Origin of the sequence: Cellulosimicrobium funkei, assembly GCF_004519295.1 — a bacterium.
Lineage (GTDB): Bacteria > Actinomycetota > Actinomycetes > Actinomycetales > Cellulomonadaceae > Cellulosimicrobium > Cellulosimicrobium funkei.
This window is the reverse complement of the sequence record NZ_SOZH01000008.1, coordinates 18,402-34,589: the sequence shown is the minus strand read 5'-3', so window position 1 is coordinate 34,589 and position 16,188 is coordinate 18,402. Positions and strand designations below refer to the sequence as shown.

Here is a 16,188-nt window from a genome sequence, read left to right as displayed (position 1 = left end):
CCGTCGGGAGGTCGAGGGTGACGAGGACGGGACGAGGAGTCCGGGGGAGCGCGCTCGCCGCGGTCGTGGTGGCGGCGGTGGTCGCGCTCGCCGGGTGCGCGGGCGAGCCGACGGCGCCGAGCACCACGACGGTCGAGCCCGACGTGTCGGGCACCAAGGAGGTGCCCCCGACGCCGGACGTCCCCCTCGTGTGGCCGCTCACGGGCGTCGCGGCCGACGAGGTCGCGGACCGGCCGGCGCTCGCGGTGAAGATCGAGAACGCGCCCCAGGCGCGCCCGCAGACGGGGCTCGAGCAGGCCGACGTCGTGTGGGAGGAGGTCGTCGAGGGCGGCATCACGCGCTTCGTCGCCGTCTACCACTCGCAGGTGCCCGAGAGCGTGGGCCCCGTCCGCTCGGTGCGGCCCATGGACCCGGCGATCGTCGCGCCGCTGCACGGCGTCCTCGCGTACACCGGCGGGCAGCAGCCGTTCATCGACGCCTTGGGTGCCGCGGGCGTCCAGTCGGTCGTCATGGACGAGGGCGACGACGGCTTCACGACCACGCGCGCGCGGCGCGCCCCGCACAACGTGTACGGCAGCCCGGAGGCGTTCTGGGCCCAGGCCGACGGCGACCGCACGTCCCCGCCGCCCGCGCAGCTCGTGTTCGCCCGCGAGCCCGGGACGGCGACCGCGACGGTCGCGGGCGACGCGGCGACCCGGCTCGACGTGCGTCTCACGCACGCGAGCCGCGCGGTGTGGGAGTGGGACGGCGGCGAGGGCCGCTACGTGCGCAGCGAGGGCGACCGCCCGGCCGCCTCCGCGGACGAGGTGCGGCTGTCGGCGACGAACGTCGTGCTGCTCGCCGCGACGATGGTGGACACGCGGTTCAAGGACCCGGCGGGGGTGGCGGTCCCCGAGACGCAGCTCGTCGGGACGGGCAAGGGCGTCGTCGCGAGCGGTGGCAAGCAGGTCGCGGTGACGTGGTCCAAGGAGGGCGTCGAGGCCCCGCTCGTGCTCAGCGGCGCCGACGGGGCACCCGTCGAGCTCGAGCCGGGCACGTCGTGGATCGAGCTCGTGCCCACGGGGTCCGGGAGCTGGACGGTGGGCTGACCCTCCGCCGTCGGGCGGACGGCGTCCTCCCCACGGCGTACGTCCGCTCCGCCCCGAGGGGGACCGTCCGCCGCGCAGGTCGAGCCGCGGGGCCGACGCGCGGCAGGGGTCCCGGGCGGCACCGTGGAGTCATGGCAACCGTCGTCCCGCACCCCGTCCACCCGTCCCAGCCCCGCACCCCGTCGGAGGGCACCCCGCAGCGCCCGGCCCCCACCTCGCTGCCGCCGTCGTACGCGCCGCGCACGTCGCGCGACGACGAGCCGGGCGCCGCCCGATCGGCCGTCCCGGTCGTCGTCTCGGTCGGGCTCCTGTTCGGCCTCGCCGTCGCGGCGGCGTTCGTCGGCCGCGGCCTCCTCGAGATGCTGACGAGCCTCGTCGGCGGCTCCTGAGCCGCGGCCGTCAGAACGCGTAGCCGAAGCGTCCCCAGTCCGGGTCGCGCCGCTCGAGGAACGCGTCGCGCCCCTCGACGGCCTCGTCCGTCATGTACGCAAGCCGCGTCGCCTCGCCCGCGAAGACCTGCTGCCCCATGAGTCCGTCGTCCGCGAGGTTGAACGCGAACTTCAGCATCCGGATCGCCTGCGGCGACTTCGTCGCGATCACGCGCGCGTACTCGATCGCGAGCGCCTCCAGGTCCGCGTGGTCCGCGACCTCGTTGACCGCGCCCCACTCGAACGCGTCCTGCGCGGAGTACTCCCGCGCGAGGAAGAAGATCTCCCGCGCGCGCTTCTGGCCCACCTGCCGCGCGAGGTACGCCGAGCCGTAGCCCCCGTCGAACGACCCGACGTTCGCGTCGGTCTGCTTGAACCGCGCGTGCTCGCGGCTCGCGATCGACAGGTCCGCGACGACGTGCAGCGAGTGCCCGCCGCCCGCGGCCCAGCCGTTGACGACCGCGACCACGACCTTCGGCATCGTCCGGATGAGGCGCTGCACCTCGAGGATGTGCAGGCGCCCCGCGCGGCCCGGGTCGACGGCGTCGCGCGTGTGCACGTCCCCGCCGCCGTCGGGCGCGGTCGTGTACTGGTAGCCGGAGCGCCCGCGGATGCGCTGGTCGCCGCCCGAGCAGAACGCCCACCCGCCGTCCTTGGGCGAGGGCCCGTTGCCCGTGAGGAGCACGGTCCCGACGTCGGACGTCATGCGCGCGTGGTCGAGGACGCGGTACAGCTCGTCCACGGTGTGGGGCCGGAACGCGTTGCGCACCTCGGGCCGGTCGAACGCGACGCGGACCACGGGCAGGTCCCGCACGACGGCGCCGTCGGCGTCGCGCTCGACGCCGCGGTGGTAGGTGAGGTCGGTGAGCGCCTCGAAGCCGTCGACCTCGCGCCAGGCGCGGGGGTCGAACGTCTCGGAGACCTGGCGGGGGAGCGCGTGCTCCCGGCCGGCGGGGGCGCGGCTCGCGTCGTCGGGCACGGCGGGGGTGGGGTCGGTGCTGCTCACGCCCGCCACGGTAGCCGGTGGGCGAGCGGGCGGCGTGCGCGCGCCGGGGCGAGGCCGAGCACGAGCCCCGCTCCCACGACGAGCGTCCCGACGACCGACCGCGCGGTCGGCTCCTCGAACCCGAGCACGACCGACGCGACGAGCGCTGCCACGGGCAGCAGGCCCGCGAACAGCCCGGCGCGCGCGGGCCCGATCGTCGCGAGCCCGGAGTACCAGAGGAGGAACGCGACGGCCGTGACGACGACGGCGAGGTACGCGAGCGCGGCGAGCTCGGCGCCGTCGGGCACCGCGAGGAACGGGCTCCCCGACACCTGCTGCCGCACGAGCCCGAGCACGGCGAGCTGCGGCACGGCGAGGACGCACGCGTAGGCGGAGACGCGCAGCGCGCCGAGCGTCGGCAGGAGGGGGACGGCGAGGAGCGAGAAGCACACCTCGCACGCGAGCGCGCCGAGCGCGAGCGCGACGCCGACGGGGTCGCCCGCGCCGCCGCCCTCGACGACCACGACCCCGGCGGTCACCACGACGGCGGCCGCGAGGGTGCGGACTGCGAGCCGTCGGGCCCGCAGCGCGCCCGCGGCCGCGAGGACGACGGGCGAGGCGCCCACGACGGCCCCGACGAGCGACGGGTCGGCGCGGCCCGCGCTCTCGACGACGAGGACGCTGAAGCCGACGAGCCCCGTGGCAGCGAGCGCGGTCAGGCGCCCGAGCGCGCGGGGCGAGGGGAGCACCCAGGGGACCCGGCGCACGGCGAGGACGGCGAGCAGGACGAGCGCGGCGACGGCGTAGCGCGCGGCCTGGCCGCCCAGCACCGGGAACCCGGCGAGGGCCGCGGACGCGACGAACGACGAGCCGACGATCGCCATGCCCGCGGCGCAGCGCAGGTCGCCGGTCCGCAGGCTGCCGGGACGCTCGGGTGCGGGTGTCATGCCTCGACGGTAGGAGCATCGTGGACCAGGGTGCAGGGCCAGGTCGTGCCTGGTTCACTGGGCCAGATGACGACCCGGCTCGCGCCCGAGGCCCTGCTGCTCGTGCTCGGCCCGCGCCCCGCGCGCGACGTCGGCCGCTGGTTGCAGGACGGCCTGCGCGCGGCCGTCGTCGAGGGGCGGGTCGCGGCGGGAACGGTCCTGCCGTCGGGCCGGGACGCCGCCGTCGCGCTCGGGCTCTCGCGCGGCACGGTGACGACGGCGGTCGACGTGCTCGTGGGCGAGGGGCTGCTCGTGTCCCGGCCGCGGTCGGGCGTGGTCGTCGCGGCGCTTCCCGCGGCGCCGTCCCTCCGAGGGGCACCGCCCGCGCGGGGCCCGGGGGCCGGGAGCACCGGGTACGGCACGGCGGGCCCCCGGCCCGTGAGCGTCGGGACCCCGGACCCGGCGCTGTTCCCCCGGGCGGCCTGGGCGCGCGCGGTCCGCGACGGCGTCCGCGGGCTCGCGGACGCCGACCTCGGCTACCCGGACCCCCAGGGGCTGCCCGCGCTGCGCGAGGCGCTCGCGGAGCACCTGCGCCGCAGCCGTGGCGCGCACGTGACCGCGCACGACGTCGTCGTGGTGAGCGGCGTCGCCCAGGCGCTCGCGCTGCTCGCGCGGCTGCTCGCCGCGGGCCGGGTGGCGCCCGCGCCGGGGTCAGGGCCAGGGGCAGGGGCAGGGACAGAGCCCGTCACGGTCGCCGTCGAGGACCCGTCGTCGCGGGGCGCGCTCGAGCTCCTGCGCGACGCGGGGACCCGGCCCGCGGGCGTGCCCGTCGACGCCGACGGGCTCCGGACCGACCTGCTCCCCGAGGACGCGCGCGCCGCGCTCGTGACGCCCGCGCACCAGTTCCCGCTCGGCGTCGTGCTCGCGCCGGCCCGCCGTCGTGCGCTGCTCGCGTGGGCCGCCGCGGGGGACCGCCTCGTGCTCGAGGACGACTACGACGCCGAGCTGCGCTACGACCGTCGGCCCGTCGCGTCGGTGCAGCCCCTGGACCCCGAGCGGGTCGTGCTGCTCGGCTCCGTCTCCAAGCTCCTGTCGCCCGCGCTGCGGCTCGGCTGGGTCGTCGCGCCGCCGCGCGTCGTCGGGCCGCTCGTCGAGGCCAAGCGCCACGCCGACCTCGGCACGTCCGTCCCCGAGCAGGCGGCGCTCGCGGCGCTCCTCGGCTCCGGCGCGTACCAGCGGCACCTGCGCCGGGCCCGGGTCGTCTACCAGCGGCGGCGTCGCGCGCTGCTCGCCGCGCTCGGCGAGGCCCTGCCCGGCGTCACGGTCGGGGGCGTCGCGGCCGGTCTCCACCTCGTCGTCCCGCTCCCCGGCCCGGCGGCCGAGGACGTGGCGGTCGACGGGCTGCGCGCGGCCGACGTCCCCGTCGAGCCCCTGAGCGGGACGGGCGTCGAGCGCGCCGAGCCGACCGAGCACGGCGTGGTCGTCGGCACGGCGCGCGTGCGCGAGCCCGACGTCGCGCGCGTCGTCGACGCGCTGCGGGCGGCGGGCGCGGGACGCCCGCCGGCCTGACGAGCGCGCGGCCGGTGCCCTACGGTGTGCGGGTGGGGACGACGCCGACCGAGACCGCCGACCGACGACCCGGACCGCGGCGCCAGGCGCGCGGTGTCGCGCGCCGGGACGCGATCGTCCGCGCCGCCGCGGACCTCATCCTGCAGGACGGCCCCGCGGCGGTGACCCACCGCGCCGTCGCGACGCGCGCCGACGTACCGCTCGCCGCCACCACCTACTACTTCACCGGCCTCGACGACCTCATGGGGGCGGCCGGCGAGCTCATCGTCACCGGGTGGGCGGAGCACGCGCACGGCGCCGCGGAGCGCGCGGCGCGCGGCGGGGACCGGGCCCGGGAGGACGCGCGCGTCCTCGTCGACGCCGTCCTGCCGCCCGGCGGGGAGAGCGAGCTGCGGGGCTTCTACGAGCACCTCGTCGGCGCGGGCCGCTACCCGGCGCTCGCCCGGGCCTACGGGAAGGGCCGGCAGGGGCTGGACGACGCCGTCGCGCAGCTCCTCGCCGTGCGAGGCCTCGGCCACGTCGCGGCGTCGCTCCTCGTCGCGGTCGTCGACGGCGCCGCCGTGAGCGCGCTGAGCGAGGGCCGTGACGCGCGCGCGCTCGCGGTCCGCCTCGTCGGCGAGCTCGTGGCACCCGGACCGCGCTGAGTCCGCGCCGCCGCCGGGTAGCCTCGCGGCCCATGACCCGACGCCCGTCCACCGCCCGACCCGCCCTGCGCGACCGCCTCGTCCCCGAGACCACCCGGACCCTCGTCTCGACCGTCGTCGCGCTCGTGACCGGTCCGGTCGTCGTGCTCCTCGCGGAGGGCCCGCTCGGCCTCGACGACCGGACCGTCCCCGTGGCGGCGGGCCTCCTCGTGTGGGTCGTGCTCGCCGGGCTCTCCTGCACGCTGACGTGCGTCGCGTTCGCCGGGCGCCGCGGCCCCGAGCTCGAGCGGGCCCTGCTGCGCGCGCACCCCGACGGGCGCGGCCGCGTCCGCACGCTGCTCCTCGGCGGCGGGTCGACGGCGTGGTCCGTCCAGTTCGCGGTCATGGCGCTGATCGTCGGGTTCGCCCTGGCCCAGGGCGTCGCGTGGGCCGCGGCCCCCGCGCTGACCGTGCTCGGCGTCGCGGTCATCGTCGTGTCGTGGGTCGCGGTCCTCGTGTCCCACACCGTGCACTACGCCCGCCGCGACGTCGCGGCCGGCGACGGCCTCGGGTTCGCTTTCCCCGGCGAGGGACCGCGCGCCTACGCCGACTACGTGTACCTCGCGGCGGGCGTGAGCACGACCTTCTCGACCGCCGACGTCACGGTGCTCGACTCCGTCACGCGCCGGATGGTCACGACCCACGCCGTCGTCGCGTTCGCGTTCAACGCCGTGATCGTCGCGCTCGTCGTCGTGGTGCTCGTCAACGCGTGAGGGCCGACCGCCGCGCCTGCGCCCGCGGCCGCGCCCGCGCCGCGGGCCGACGACGACGCGTGGCATAGCCTGGGCGGGTGCCCGACTCCCGCGCCGTCGTCTACCGCACCCGACTCACCACCCGGTTCCGCGGGCTCGACGCGCGCGACGGCGTCCTCCTGCGCGGAGACGCCGGCTGGGGCGAGTTCTCGCCCTTCTGGGACTACGACGACGCCGAGTCCGCGTCCTGGCTGCACGCCGCGCACGAGGCGGCCGACGACGGCTGGCCCGCCCCCGTCCGCGACCGGGTCCCCGTGAACGTGACCGTCCCGGCGGTCGAGCCCGACCGCGCCCGGGAGCTCGTCGCCGCGTCCGGCGGGTGCCGCACCGCCAAGGTCAAGGTCGCGCAGCGTGGGCCCGACGGCACGCTCGAACCCCTCGACGCCGAGGTCGCGCGCCTCGAGGCCGTGCGCGACGTGCTCGGACCGGGCGGTCGGGTGCGCGTCGACGCGAACGGCGCCTGGGACCCCGAGGAGGCGCTGCGCCGCCTCCCGCACCTCGACCGCGCGGCGGGCGGGCTCGAGTACGTCGAGCAGCCGTGCCCCGACGTGGCCGGTCTCGCGGCCGTGCGGCGCGGCCAGCGCGGCGACACCGCGGTGCCCGTCGCCGCCGACGAGTCGATCCGGCGCGCCGAGGACCCGCTCGCCGTCGTGCGCGCGGACGCGGCCGACGTCGTGGTGCTCAAGGTGCAGCCGCTCGGCGGCGTGCGCGCGTGCCTCGACCTCGCCGAGCAGGTGCGGCTGCCCGTCGTCGTGTCGTCGGCGCTCGAGTCGTCGGTCGGCATCGCCGCGGGCGTCGCGCTCGCCGCCGCGCTCCCCGCGCTGCCGTACGCGTGCGGTCTCGCGACCGTGAACCTGTTCGCCGCCGACGTCGTGCCCGCGCCGCTCGTGCCCGCCGACGGGGCCCTGCTCGTGACGCGTCCCGCACCGAGCGCGGAGGCGCTCGCCGCGACCGCGCCGGACCCGGAGACCGACCGACGGTGGCGCGCGCGCCTCGAGCGCGTCGCCGGCCTCGTGGCCACCGGGGGTGCGCGATGAGCGCCGCCCTCGACCCGCTGCTCGACGGCCTGGACGCGCAGCCGCCCGCGGTGCGCAGCGCGTTCGCGCTCGTGCACCGCCTCGCGCTCGAGGGCGTCGCGGACGTCGTGCTCGCCCCCGGCTCGCGCAGCGCGCCGCTCGCGTACGCGCTCGCGGCGGCGGCCGACCTCGGCCACCTCACGCTGCACGTGCGCGTCGACGAGCGCGCGGCCGGGTTCCTCGCCGTCGGGCTCTCGCGCGGGGCGGGGCCGCTCGTGCGCGGCGGCGTCGCGCTGCCCCGGCCCGTCGCGGTCGTCACGACGTCGGGGACGGCCGTCGCGAACCTGCACCCCGCGGTCCTCGAGGCGCACCACACGGGGGTCCCGCTCGTGCTCCTCACCGCCGACCGGCCGCACGAGCTGCGCGGCACGGGCGCGAACCAGACGACCCACCAGGCCGGGATCTTCGGCCCCGCGACGCGGTTCGCGGCGGACGTCCCGGCGCCCGACGGACGCCCGGGCGAGGTCCGTGACCTCCTCGCCGTCACGGCGCGCGCGCTCGCCGAGGCCGTGGGCGCGCGCTCGGGGCACCCCGGCCCGGTGCACCTCGACCTCGCGTACCGCGAGCCGCTCGTGCCCGTCGGCCTGCCCGGCACCCCTCCCGACGTCGCGCTCGGTGGGCCCACCGCGCCCGACCCGGACCTTCCCGGTGTCCGCTCGGTCGTCGTCGTGCCGGCCGCCCCCGCGGCCGTGCCGACAGGCGTCGCGCCGGGCGACGTCACGGAGCCGCTCGGAACCCCCGTCGGCCCCATCGAGATGCCGGTCCCCGGCGAGCGGACGGTCGTCGTCGCGGGCGACGGCGCGGGCCCCGTCGCGCGCGATCTCGCCGAGGCGCGCGGCTGGCCGCTGCTCGCCGAGCCGTCGTCCGGGGCGGCGGGCGGCCGGCACCTCGTCGTCGGGCACCCGCTCGTGCTCGGGGTCGACGCGCTCGTGGACGACGTGGAGCACGTCGTCGTGCTGGGGCGGCCGACGCTCTCGCGGCCGGTGCAGCGGCTGCTCGGGCGCGGGGACGTCGCGGTGACCGTCGTGGCACCGGGCTCGCGCCCCTGGCCCGACGCCGCGCGCAACGCCTCGACGGTGCTCCCCGTGGTGCCCGCGGGGTGGCTCGAGCCCGCGCCCGCCACGGGCTGGGCCGAGCGCTGGGGAACGGCGTCGGCCGCGGCGGCGGCCGTCATCAAGGCGGCGACCGACGGGGCCCGGACGGACGGCCCGAGCGTCGCGCGCGCGGTCGCCGCGGCGGGTGCCCCGGACGACCTGCTCGTGGTCGGATCGTCGAGCCCGGTCCGCGACCTGGGCCTCGTGCTCGGCCTCGACGGGCCCGGCCCGCGCGTGCTCGCCAACCGCGGCCTCGCGGGCATCGACGGCACCGTGTCGACGGCGCTCGGCGCGGCCCTCGCGACGGGTCGTGGCCACCGGCGCACCCGCGCGCTGCTCGGCGACCTCACCTTCCTCCACGACGTCGGCGGGCTGCTGCGCGGACCCGACGAGCCGCACGCGGACCTCCAGCTCGTCGTCGTGAACGACGACGGCGGCGCGATCTTCGCGGGGCTCGAGCCCGGGGCGCTGGGCGAGTCGTCCGAGGGAGAGCGCCGTACGTTCGAGCGCGTGTTCGCCACGCCGCACGGCGCGCACCTCGCGCCGCTGTGCGCGGGGTACGGGGTGGACCACCAGCTCGTCCAGGACGTCCCCTCGTTGCGGCACGCGCTCGCGGCGCCGAGCCACGGCGTACAGGTCCTCGAGGTGCGTATCGGGCGCGCGGACCGCCGTCGCGAGGGCCTGGTCCTGGCGGACGACGTCCGGGCGGCGGTGCGCGCGGGGCTGTCCTCGGGCGGCTAGGGGCGCGGAAAAACTCGCAGCGGACTCCCAGGTTCGTTCAAGCGTCGTTCAAGCGCGGCGGTGTGAAGTAGTGGGCAGAAGAAGGAGGCCCACCATGACGAACACCCCGGGCACCGAGCCCACCCCCGTCCCGACGCCCGACGCCACGCAGCCGCTGCCGGCCGCGACCGCGGGCGAGCAGGCACCGGCCCAGCCGTCGGCGCACCCGACCGGCCACCCGACGCAGCCGCTCCCGCCGCACCCCGTGCAGCACCTCACGACGCCGCAGCCCGCCCCGACGGGCCACGCCACCGCACCCGCGGGGCACACGCCCGCCACGCCGCCGGCGAACCCGTACGCGCGACCCGCGCAGGGCGCGCCCGGCGCGCACACGCCGTCCGGCAGCTTCGGCCCGCCGCCCGCACCGCCGGCCCCGGCCACCGCCGGGGAGAGCGGCGCCCCGCAGCGCCGCCGCACCTGGGTGCCGGTCGTCAGCGCCGCGGCCGCCGCGGCGCTCCTCGCGAGCGTCGGCACCGCCGGCCTCACCGGCGCGTTCGGCGCCGACCAGGACTCCGCGTCGCTCGCCGACGTCGGCCAGCAGCACGAGACGTCGGCCGCGCCTGTCGCCGACTCGTCGTCGCAGAACCCCGACTGGGAGGCCGTGACCAAGGCCGTCGCGCCGTCGGTCGTGGCGATCCAGGTCCAGACCCCGCAGGGCGGGGCCGAGGGCTCCGGCGTCATCATCGACGACAAGGGCCACGTGGTGACGAACAACCACGTCGTGTCCGGCGCCGAGAACGACACCGTCCAGGTCACGCTCAGCGACGGCCGCCTGTTCGACGCGAAGATCGTCGGGCTCGACCCGGCGACGGACCTCGCCGTCGTGCAGCTCGTCGACGCCCCCGACGACCTCCAGCCCGCGACGCTCGGCGACTCCGACGACGTGACCGTCGGCGAGTCGGTCCTCGCGGTCGGCAACCCGCTCGGCCTCGCGAACACGGCCACGACCGGCATCGTGTCGGCCGTCGACCGCCCGGTGTCCGCGTCCGGCGAGGGCGGCGGCACGTCCGTCGTCACCAACGCGATCCAGATCGACGCCGCGATCAACCCGGGCAACTCCGGCGGCCCGCTGTTCGACGCGCAGGGCCGTGTCATCGGCATCACGTCGTCGATCGCGACGCTGTCGAGCGGCGGTGGCCAGTCCGGCTCGATCGGCCTCGGGTTCGCCATCCCGGTGAACCTCGCCAAGACGATCGGCCAGCAGCTCGTCGACAACGGCACCGCGGAGCACGCGTTCCTCGGCGTGACGCTCGCCGACGCGACCGCGACGGCCGACGGCGTCACGCGCCGCGGCGCCGAGGTCCAGGAGGTCACCGACGGCTCGCCGGCCGCCGACGCGGGCATCCGCTCGGGCGACGTCATCGTCGCCATCGACGGCCACCCGGTCGGCGGGGCGGAGTCGCTCACGGCGTTCGTGCGCGAGCGGGCCGCGGGCGCCGAGTCGAAGCTCACCGTCGTCCGCGACGGCAAGACGCTCGAGCTCGACGTCACCCTCGCGACGCGCCCGGCGGACGACGAGACCACCGGCCAGGGGTCGCAGGACGGCCAGGGGCAGACGCCGGGCCAGGACGGCCAGGGGCAGCTCCCCGGCCAGGGCGACCAGGGCGACCAGGGCGGCCAGCAGGGCGACCAGGGTCAGCAGGGCGACCCGACCGACCCGGGCAACGTCCCGAACCCGTTCGACTGGTTCTTCGGCGGCCAGGGCTGACCCGGCCCCGCACCCCGTCCCGCCACCTCCTCTGACCGTGGCGGGACGGTGGGCCGTCGGGGACGTCCCCGCCCCGGCGGCCCACCGCACCGAGCGGCCGGCACGGATCTCCGTGCCGGCCGCTCGTCGTCGTCCGGGGGCGTGTGCCGTGCGGGGCTGGCCGTGCGGGACCGGCGCGTCAGGCGCCGAGCGCGTAGCGCATCGGCTCGAGCTTCGCCTCGGACTCGGCGACCTCGGCCGCCGGGTCGGACGCCGCGACGATCCCGCACCCGGCGAAGAGCCGCACGGAGCGCGGGTCGGTGCCCGACAGCTCGGCCGAGCGCAGCGCGATGCCCCACTCGCCGTCGCCGTCGGCGCCCAGCCACCCGACCGGGCCGGCGTACCGTCCGCGGTCCATGCCCTCGATCTCGCGGATGAGGTCGCGCGCGACGACCGTCGGCGTGCCGCACACCGCCGCGGAGGGGTGCAGCGCCGCCGCGAGCGCCAGGCTCGTCGGCCCGGCCGCGGCGCCGCCCGACGTCCCGGGCGCGCTCGCGCCGCGCGCGAGGACGGCCGTCACGTCGGACGCGAGGTGCATGACGTTCGGCAGGTGCAGCACGAACGGGGAGTCGGGGACGTTCATGGACGAGCAGAAGGGGGCGAGCGCCTGCGCGACGGACCGGACGGCGTACTCGTGCTCCTCCAGGTCCTTCGACGACCGGGCGAGCTGTGCGGCCCGCAGGAGCGCCTCGTCGTCGGACAGGCCGCCGCGCCGGATCGTGCCGGCGAGCACGCGGGACGTCACGAGGCCCTTCTCGCTGCGGACGAGCAGCTCGGGGGTCGCGCCGACGAGCCCGTCGACCGAGAACGTCCAGCACGCCTCGTAGGCGGAGGCGAGGCGCGCGAGCAGCCAGCGCGGGTCCACGGGCTCGCTCGTGTGGGCGACGACGTCGCGCGCGAGCACCACCTTCTCCAGCGCGCCCGAGCGGATGCGCTCGACGCCCTCCGCGACGACGGCGGCCCAGTCGTCCGCGCCGAGCGCGCCGTCGTGCCACGCCACCTCGCCCGGCGCGCGCACGGGCTCGCGCGGCGTGCGGCGCAGGGCGTCCGTGGGGGAGGAGGACAGCGAGCCGGCGGTGTCGACCGTCGTGAGCCACGCGTGGCCGTCACGTCGCCCGACGACGACGCGCGGCACGACGAGGACCCCGCCGGCCCGCACCGGGTCGTGCGCGTCGTCGCCCGGCGCGGAGTCGTCGAACGCGAACGAGCCGAACGCGACGGGGCCCGTGCCGGGCAGGCCCACCTCGTCGCGCACGACCGCGCGCGCGAGCGTCTCGTGCCACGCGGCCTCGGCGTCGGCGAACCGGCCGGGGCCCCACGTCTCGAGCCGCAGCGCCTCGCCCCAGCCGACGATCCCGTCGCCGCGGCGCACCCACGCGAGGGGCCGCGTGTCCGGCAGGAGGTCGACGAGGGCGTCGAGACCGCCGGGCAGGTCGGGGATCCGGGTGGTCCTCACGACCAGCGGGTGGGGCTGTGCGGCCGTGGCCGACGGTTCTGCGCTCATCGCCTCCCAGCGTAAGCCGCGGCGGTGCGACCGCGGGCGCGGGGACGTGGAAGCATGGGCGCCATGCCCCGTGCCAACCTGGACAAGAAGCCCTCCGAGGTCGCGTCGATGTTCGACGGGATCGCCTCCCGGTACGACCTGACCAACGACATCCTGTCGCTCGGGCAGGACCGCGCGTGGCGCCGGGCGACGGTCCGCGCGGTCGGCGCGCTGCCGGGCGAGAAGGTCCTGGACCTGGCGGCCGGAACGGGCACGTCCTCGGAGCCGTTCGCCGACGACGGCGTGCGCGTCGTCCCGTGCGACTTCTCCATCGGCATGCTCCAGGTCGGCAAGGAGCGCCGCCCGGACCTCCCGTTCGTCGCCGGGGACGCGACGCGGCTCCCGTTCGCGGACGGCACGTTCGACGCGGTGACCATCTCGTTCGGGCTGCGCAACGTCGTCGACACCGAGGGGGCGCTGCGCGAGATGCTGCGCGTCGTGCGGCCGGGCGGGCGCGTGGTGATCTGCGAGTTCTCGACCCCCACGTGGGCGCCGTTCCGCGTCCTGTACCAGGAGTACCTGGTCCAGGCGCTGCCGCGCATCGCCTCGGCGGTGACGCGCGAGGGCGGGTCGTACGAGTACCTCGCCGAGTCGATCGCCGCGTGGCCGGACCAGCAGGGCCTGGGTCGTCTCCTGCTGCGCGCGGGCTGGGAGAAGGTCGCCTACCGCAACCTCTCCGGCGGGATCGTCGCGCTGCACCGGGGCGTGCGCCCGGCCTGACGCCACACCAGGACGAGGCCCCGCGCGTGCTGCGCGGGGCCTCGTCGTCGACCCCGGCGGCGTGCTGCTGCGTCGGCGCGGGTGCGCGTCCCTGACCTGGGGCGACGGTGCTCCGGGCGGGCGCTGACGCGCGGGAGGCTAGGCCATCGCGGCGCCGGCCCCCTTGCCCGCGAGTCCTCGTCCCCAGGGCCGGTCGTCGCCGGGTGCCAGGACCTTCGTCACAGGATCTCCCAGGGAAGGGTCGCCTTGCTACACATCTCCCGTCCGGAGTGACTAGAGTGGCGGTGTCCATTGTGACCGACTTCACAAGGACTGTGGGTGCATCGTGTCCCGAGCCGGGTCACGGTGGAGCACCGCACGAGGACCGAGACGACGGGACGGCGAGGTGAGCACGGTGGGCGCGAGGCTCGACGACGCCGACGTGATCGTCGTGGGCGCCGGCCCGGCCGGCTCCGCGGCCGCCCACTACTGCGCCGCCGCGGGCCTGAGCGTCCTCCTCCTCGAGAAGTCGGCGTTCCCGCGCGACAAGATCTGCGGCGACGGCCTGACGCCGCGCGCGGTCGCCGAGCTCGTGCGCATGGGCGTCCCCACGCGCGCCGAGGACGGCTGGATCCGCAACCGCGGGCTGCGCGTCGTCGCGAGCGGCCGCTCGTGGGAGCTCGCGTGGCCGGACCTCGCGTCCTACCCCAGCTACGGCATGGCCCGCGCGCGCCACTCGTTCGACCGCACGCTCGCCGAGCACGCGCAGCGCACCGGCGCCAAGCTGCTCGAGCGCACCGCCGTCACCGGCCCCGTCCTCGACGAGCGCACGGGCCGCGTCGTCGGCGTCACGGCGCGCCCCGTGGACGAGAAGGGCCGGCGCGCCGGGGACGAGGTCACCTACCGGGCGCCCGTCGTCATCGCGGCCGACGGCGTCTCGTCCCGCTTCGCGCTCGCCCTCGGCCTCGCGCGGCGCGAGGACCGCCCGATCGGCGTCGCCGTCCGGACCTACTTCCGCACGCCCCGCCACGACGACCCGTGGATGGAGTCCCACCTCGAGCTGTGGGAGGGCAAGCCCCGCGAGTCGAACCTCCTGCCGGGGTACGGCTGGATCTTCTCGCTCGGCGACGGCACGGCGAACGTCGGCCTCGGCTCGGTGAGCTCGACGCCCGCGCGGCAGTCCGCGGCGAACGTCGACTACAAGGACCTGTTCGCCACCTGGATGCGCAACGCGCCCGCCGAGTGGGAGTTCACGGAGGAGAACCGGCTCGCCCCGGTGCGCGGCGCGGCGCTGCCCATGGGCTTCAACCGCACGCCGCTGTACACGCGCGGCGTGCTGCTCGTCGGGGACTCGGGCGGCATGGTCAGCCCCTTCAACGGCGAGGGCATCGCCTACGCGATGCAGGCCGGGCGGGCGGCGGCCGACGTCGTCGCCCAGTCGCGCGCGCGGCTCACCGACGGCGGTCGCGAGCGCGCGCTGCAGACGTACCCGCGCCTCATGCGGCGCGAGCTCGGCGGCTACTACACGCTCGGCCGGTACTTCGTGAAGCTCATCGAGCACCCCGAGATCATGCGGATCTGCACGCGCTACGGGCTCCCGCGCCCGGTCGTCATGCGGTTCGTGCTCAAGCTCCTGTCGGACTGCTACGAGCCCCGCGGCGGTGACTGGGTCGATCGCGTCATCGCCGGGCTGACCAGGGTGGTGCCATCGTCATGAGCCCACGAGGTGGGCCGGCACCCGCGCACCGCGCAGCGCCGGCACTCGCACCACCTGACCGCGGACCCGGACGACGTCGTCCGGGGAGACCCGTCCCGAGCCCCCACTCGAGGAGTCGACGATGACCAACCCGTACGTCCCGCTGCTCGTCCTCATGGGCGTGGCCGCCGTGCTGGCGCTCGGCGGCGTCGCCGCGAGCGCGGTCATCGGCCCCAAGCGGTACAACCGCGCCAAGCTCGACGCCTACGAGTGCGGCATCGAGCCCACGCCCCACGCCGTCGGCGGCGGGCGCTTCCCGATCAAGTACTACCTCGTCGCGATGACGTTCATCGTCTTCGACATCGAGGTCGTCTTCCTCTACCCGTGGGCCGTCGACTTCGCGACGCTCGCGACGTTCGGGCTGGTGGCGATGCTCGCGTTCCTCGCGCTCATCACCGTCCCGTTCGTCTACGAGTGGCGCCGCGGCGGCCTCGAGTGGGACTGACGGTGGCACCCAGCGGGGGCCCCGGCGGGCACCGGCGAGAGAACTAGGAGAGACACCATGGGGATCGAGGAAGCTCCCTCGGGCTTCTTGCTCACCACGATCGAGGACCTCGCGGGGTACCTGCGCAAGGCGTCGCTGTGGCCCGTGACCTTCGGCCTCGCGTGCTGCGCCATCGAGATGATGGCGGCGGGCGCGTCGCGGTTCGACCTGTCGCGCTTCGGCATGGAGGTCTTCCGCGCGTCGCCGCGCCAGGCGGACCTCATGATCGTGGCCGGGCGCGTGAGCCAGAAGATGGCGCCGGTCGTGCGACAGGTCTACGACCAGATGAGCGAGCCCAAGTGGGTCCTGTCCATGGGCGTGTGCGCGTCGAGCGGCGGCATGTTCAACAACTACGCGATCGTGCAGGGCGTCGACCACGTCGTCCCGGTCGACATCTACCTGCCCGGCTGCCCGCCGCGGCCGGAGATGCTCATCAACGCGATCCTCGCGCTGCACGACCAGATCCAGCACGAGCCGCTCGGCGTGAACCGCAAGGAGGCGGCGCGCGCCGCCGAGGCGGCGGCGCTCGAGGCGACGCCCACGTTCCAGATGAAGGGGCTGCTGCGGTGACGGACGAG

General features: G+C 77.0%; 15 protein-coding genes. 12 read left to right on the top strand and 3 right to left on the bottom strand.

The annotated features are described in order from the left end of the window. Positions 1–17 precede the first annotated feature (17 nt). Positions 18–1,088, top strand: a complete 1,071-nt coding sequence (locus E1O70_RS13785; protein ID WP_240696708.1) for a DUF3048 domain-containing protein — start codon at positions 18–20, stop codon at positions 1,086–1,088. Between the two features lie 131 nt (positions 1,089–1,219). Next, positions 1,220–1,477 carry a hypothetical protein gene (locus E1O70_RS13780; protein ID WP_034655574.1) on the top strand — a complete coding sequence of 86 codons (258 nt, stop codon included), beginning with the start codon at positions 1,220–1,222 and terminating at the stop codon, positions 1,475–1,477. 10 nt (positions 1,478–1,487) lie between these two features. Here E1O70_RS13780 and E1O70_RS13775 read toward each other — a convergent pair whose 3' ends face one another. Together E1O70_RS13775 and E1O70_RS13770 are read right to left on the bottom strand one after the other, a co-directional pair. Then, a complete protein-coding gene (locus tag E1O70_RS13775; protein ID WP_061269147.1) occupies positions 1,488–2,495 on the bottom strand; it encodes a 1,4-dihydroxy-2-naphthoyl-CoA synthase in 1,008 nt (335 codons plus the stop codon). A gap of 23 nt (positions 2,496–2,518) precedes the next feature. Next, entirely contained in the window at positions 2,519–3,448 is a 930-nt protein-coding gene (locus E1O70_RS13770) for a DMT family transporter (RefSeq protein ID WP_082774789.1), read from the bottom strand. Between the two features lie 66 nt (positions 3,449–3,514). Here E1O70_RS13770 and pdxR point away from each other — a divergent pair, with 66 nt between their 5' ends. From pdxR to E1O70_RS13740, 6 genes are all read left to right on the top strand, one after another. Next, on the top strand, positions 3,515–4,996 hold the full coding sequence (gene pdxR, locus E1O70_RS13765) for a MocR-like pyridoxine biosynthesis transcription factor PdxR (RefSeq protein ID WP_061269141.1): 1,482 nt from the start codon (positions 3,515–3,517) through the stop codon (positions 4,994–4,996). Between the two features lie 32 nt (positions 4,997–5,028). After that, positions 5,029–5,640 carry a TetR/AcrR family transcriptional regulator gene (locus E1O70_RS13760; RefSeq protein WP_061269140.1) on the top strand — a complete coding sequence of 204 codons (612 nt, stop codon included), beginning with the start codon at positions 5,029–5,031 and terminating at the stop codon, positions 5,638–5,640. A gap of 32 nt (positions 5,641–5,672) precedes the next feature. Continuing rightward, a complete protein-coding gene (locus E1O70_RS13755) occupies positions 5,673–6,392 on the top strand; it encodes a DUF1345 domain-containing protein (RefSeq protein WP_061269139.1) in 720 nt (239 codons plus the stop codon). A 77-nt stretch (positions 6,393–6,469) separates the two neighbouring features. Next, positions 6,470–7,468: an o-succinylbenzoate synthase gene (locus E1O70_RS13750; RefSeq protein WP_061269138.1), complete on the top strand. Its 999-nt coding sequence runs from the start codon at positions 6,470–6,472 to the stop codon at positions 7,466–7,468. Further along, positions 7,465–9,342 carry a 2-succinyl-5-enolpyruvyl-6-hydroxy-3-cyclohexene-1-carboxylic-acid synthase gene (gene menD / locus E1O70_RS13745; protein ID WP_061269137.1) on the top strand — a complete coding sequence of 626 codons (1,878 nt, stop codon included), beginning with the start codon at positions 7,465–7,467 and terminating at the stop codon, positions 9,340–9,342. The genes E1O70_RS13750 and menD overlap by 4 nt, the downstream gene beginning before the upstream one ends. A 94-nt stretch (positions 9,343–9,436) precedes the next feature. Beyond that, a complete protein-coding gene (locus E1O70_RS13740; protein WP_128957551.1) occupies positions 9,437–11,089 on the top strand; it encodes a trypsin-like peptidase domain-containing protein in 1,653 nt (550 codons plus the stop codon). A 178-nt stretch (positions 11,090–11,267) separates the two neighbouring features. Here E1O70_RS13740 and E1O70_RS13735 read toward each other — a convergent pair whose 3' ends face one another. Next, the gene (locus tag E1O70_RS13735; protein WP_061269253.1) at positions 11,268–12,632 is read right to left on the bottom strand and encodes an isochorismate synthase; all 1,365 of its coding nucleotides are present in this window, start codon (positions 12,630–12,632) and stop codon (positions 11,268–11,270) included. A 63-nt stretch (positions 12,633–12,695) separates the two neighbouring features. Between E1O70_RS13735 and E1O70_RS13730 the strand changes: the two genes are divergently transcribed. From E1O70_RS13730 to E1O70_RS13715, 4 genes are all read left to right on the top strand, one after another. Continuing rightward, entirely contained in the window at positions 12,696–13,391 is a 696-nt protein-coding gene (locus E1O70_RS13730) for a demethylmenaquinone methyltransferase (RefSeq protein WP_043653744.1), read from the top strand. A 385-nt stretch (positions 13,392–13,776) separates the two neighbouring features. After that, on the top strand, positions 13,777–15,087 hold the full coding sequence (locus E1O70_RS13725) for a geranylgeranyl reductase family protein (protein ID WP_061269252.1): 1,311 nt from the start codon (positions 13,777–13,779) through the stop codon (positions 15,085–15,087). 121 nt (positions 15,088–15,208) lie between these two features. Beyond that, the gene (locus E1O70_RS13720; RefSeq protein ID WP_021481795.1) at positions 15,209–15,571 is read left to right on the top strand and encodes an NADH-quinone oxidoreductase subunit A; all 363 of its coding nucleotides are present in this window, start codon (positions 15,209–15,211) and stop codon (positions 15,569–15,571) included. A gap of 57 nt (positions 15,572–15,628) precedes the next feature. Continuing rightward, entirely contained in the window at positions 15,629–16,180 is a 552-nt protein-coding gene (locus E1O70_RS13715) for a NuoB/complex I 20 kDa subunit family protein (protein WP_021481794.1), read from the top strand. Positions 16,181–16,188: the final 8 nt, after the last annotated feature.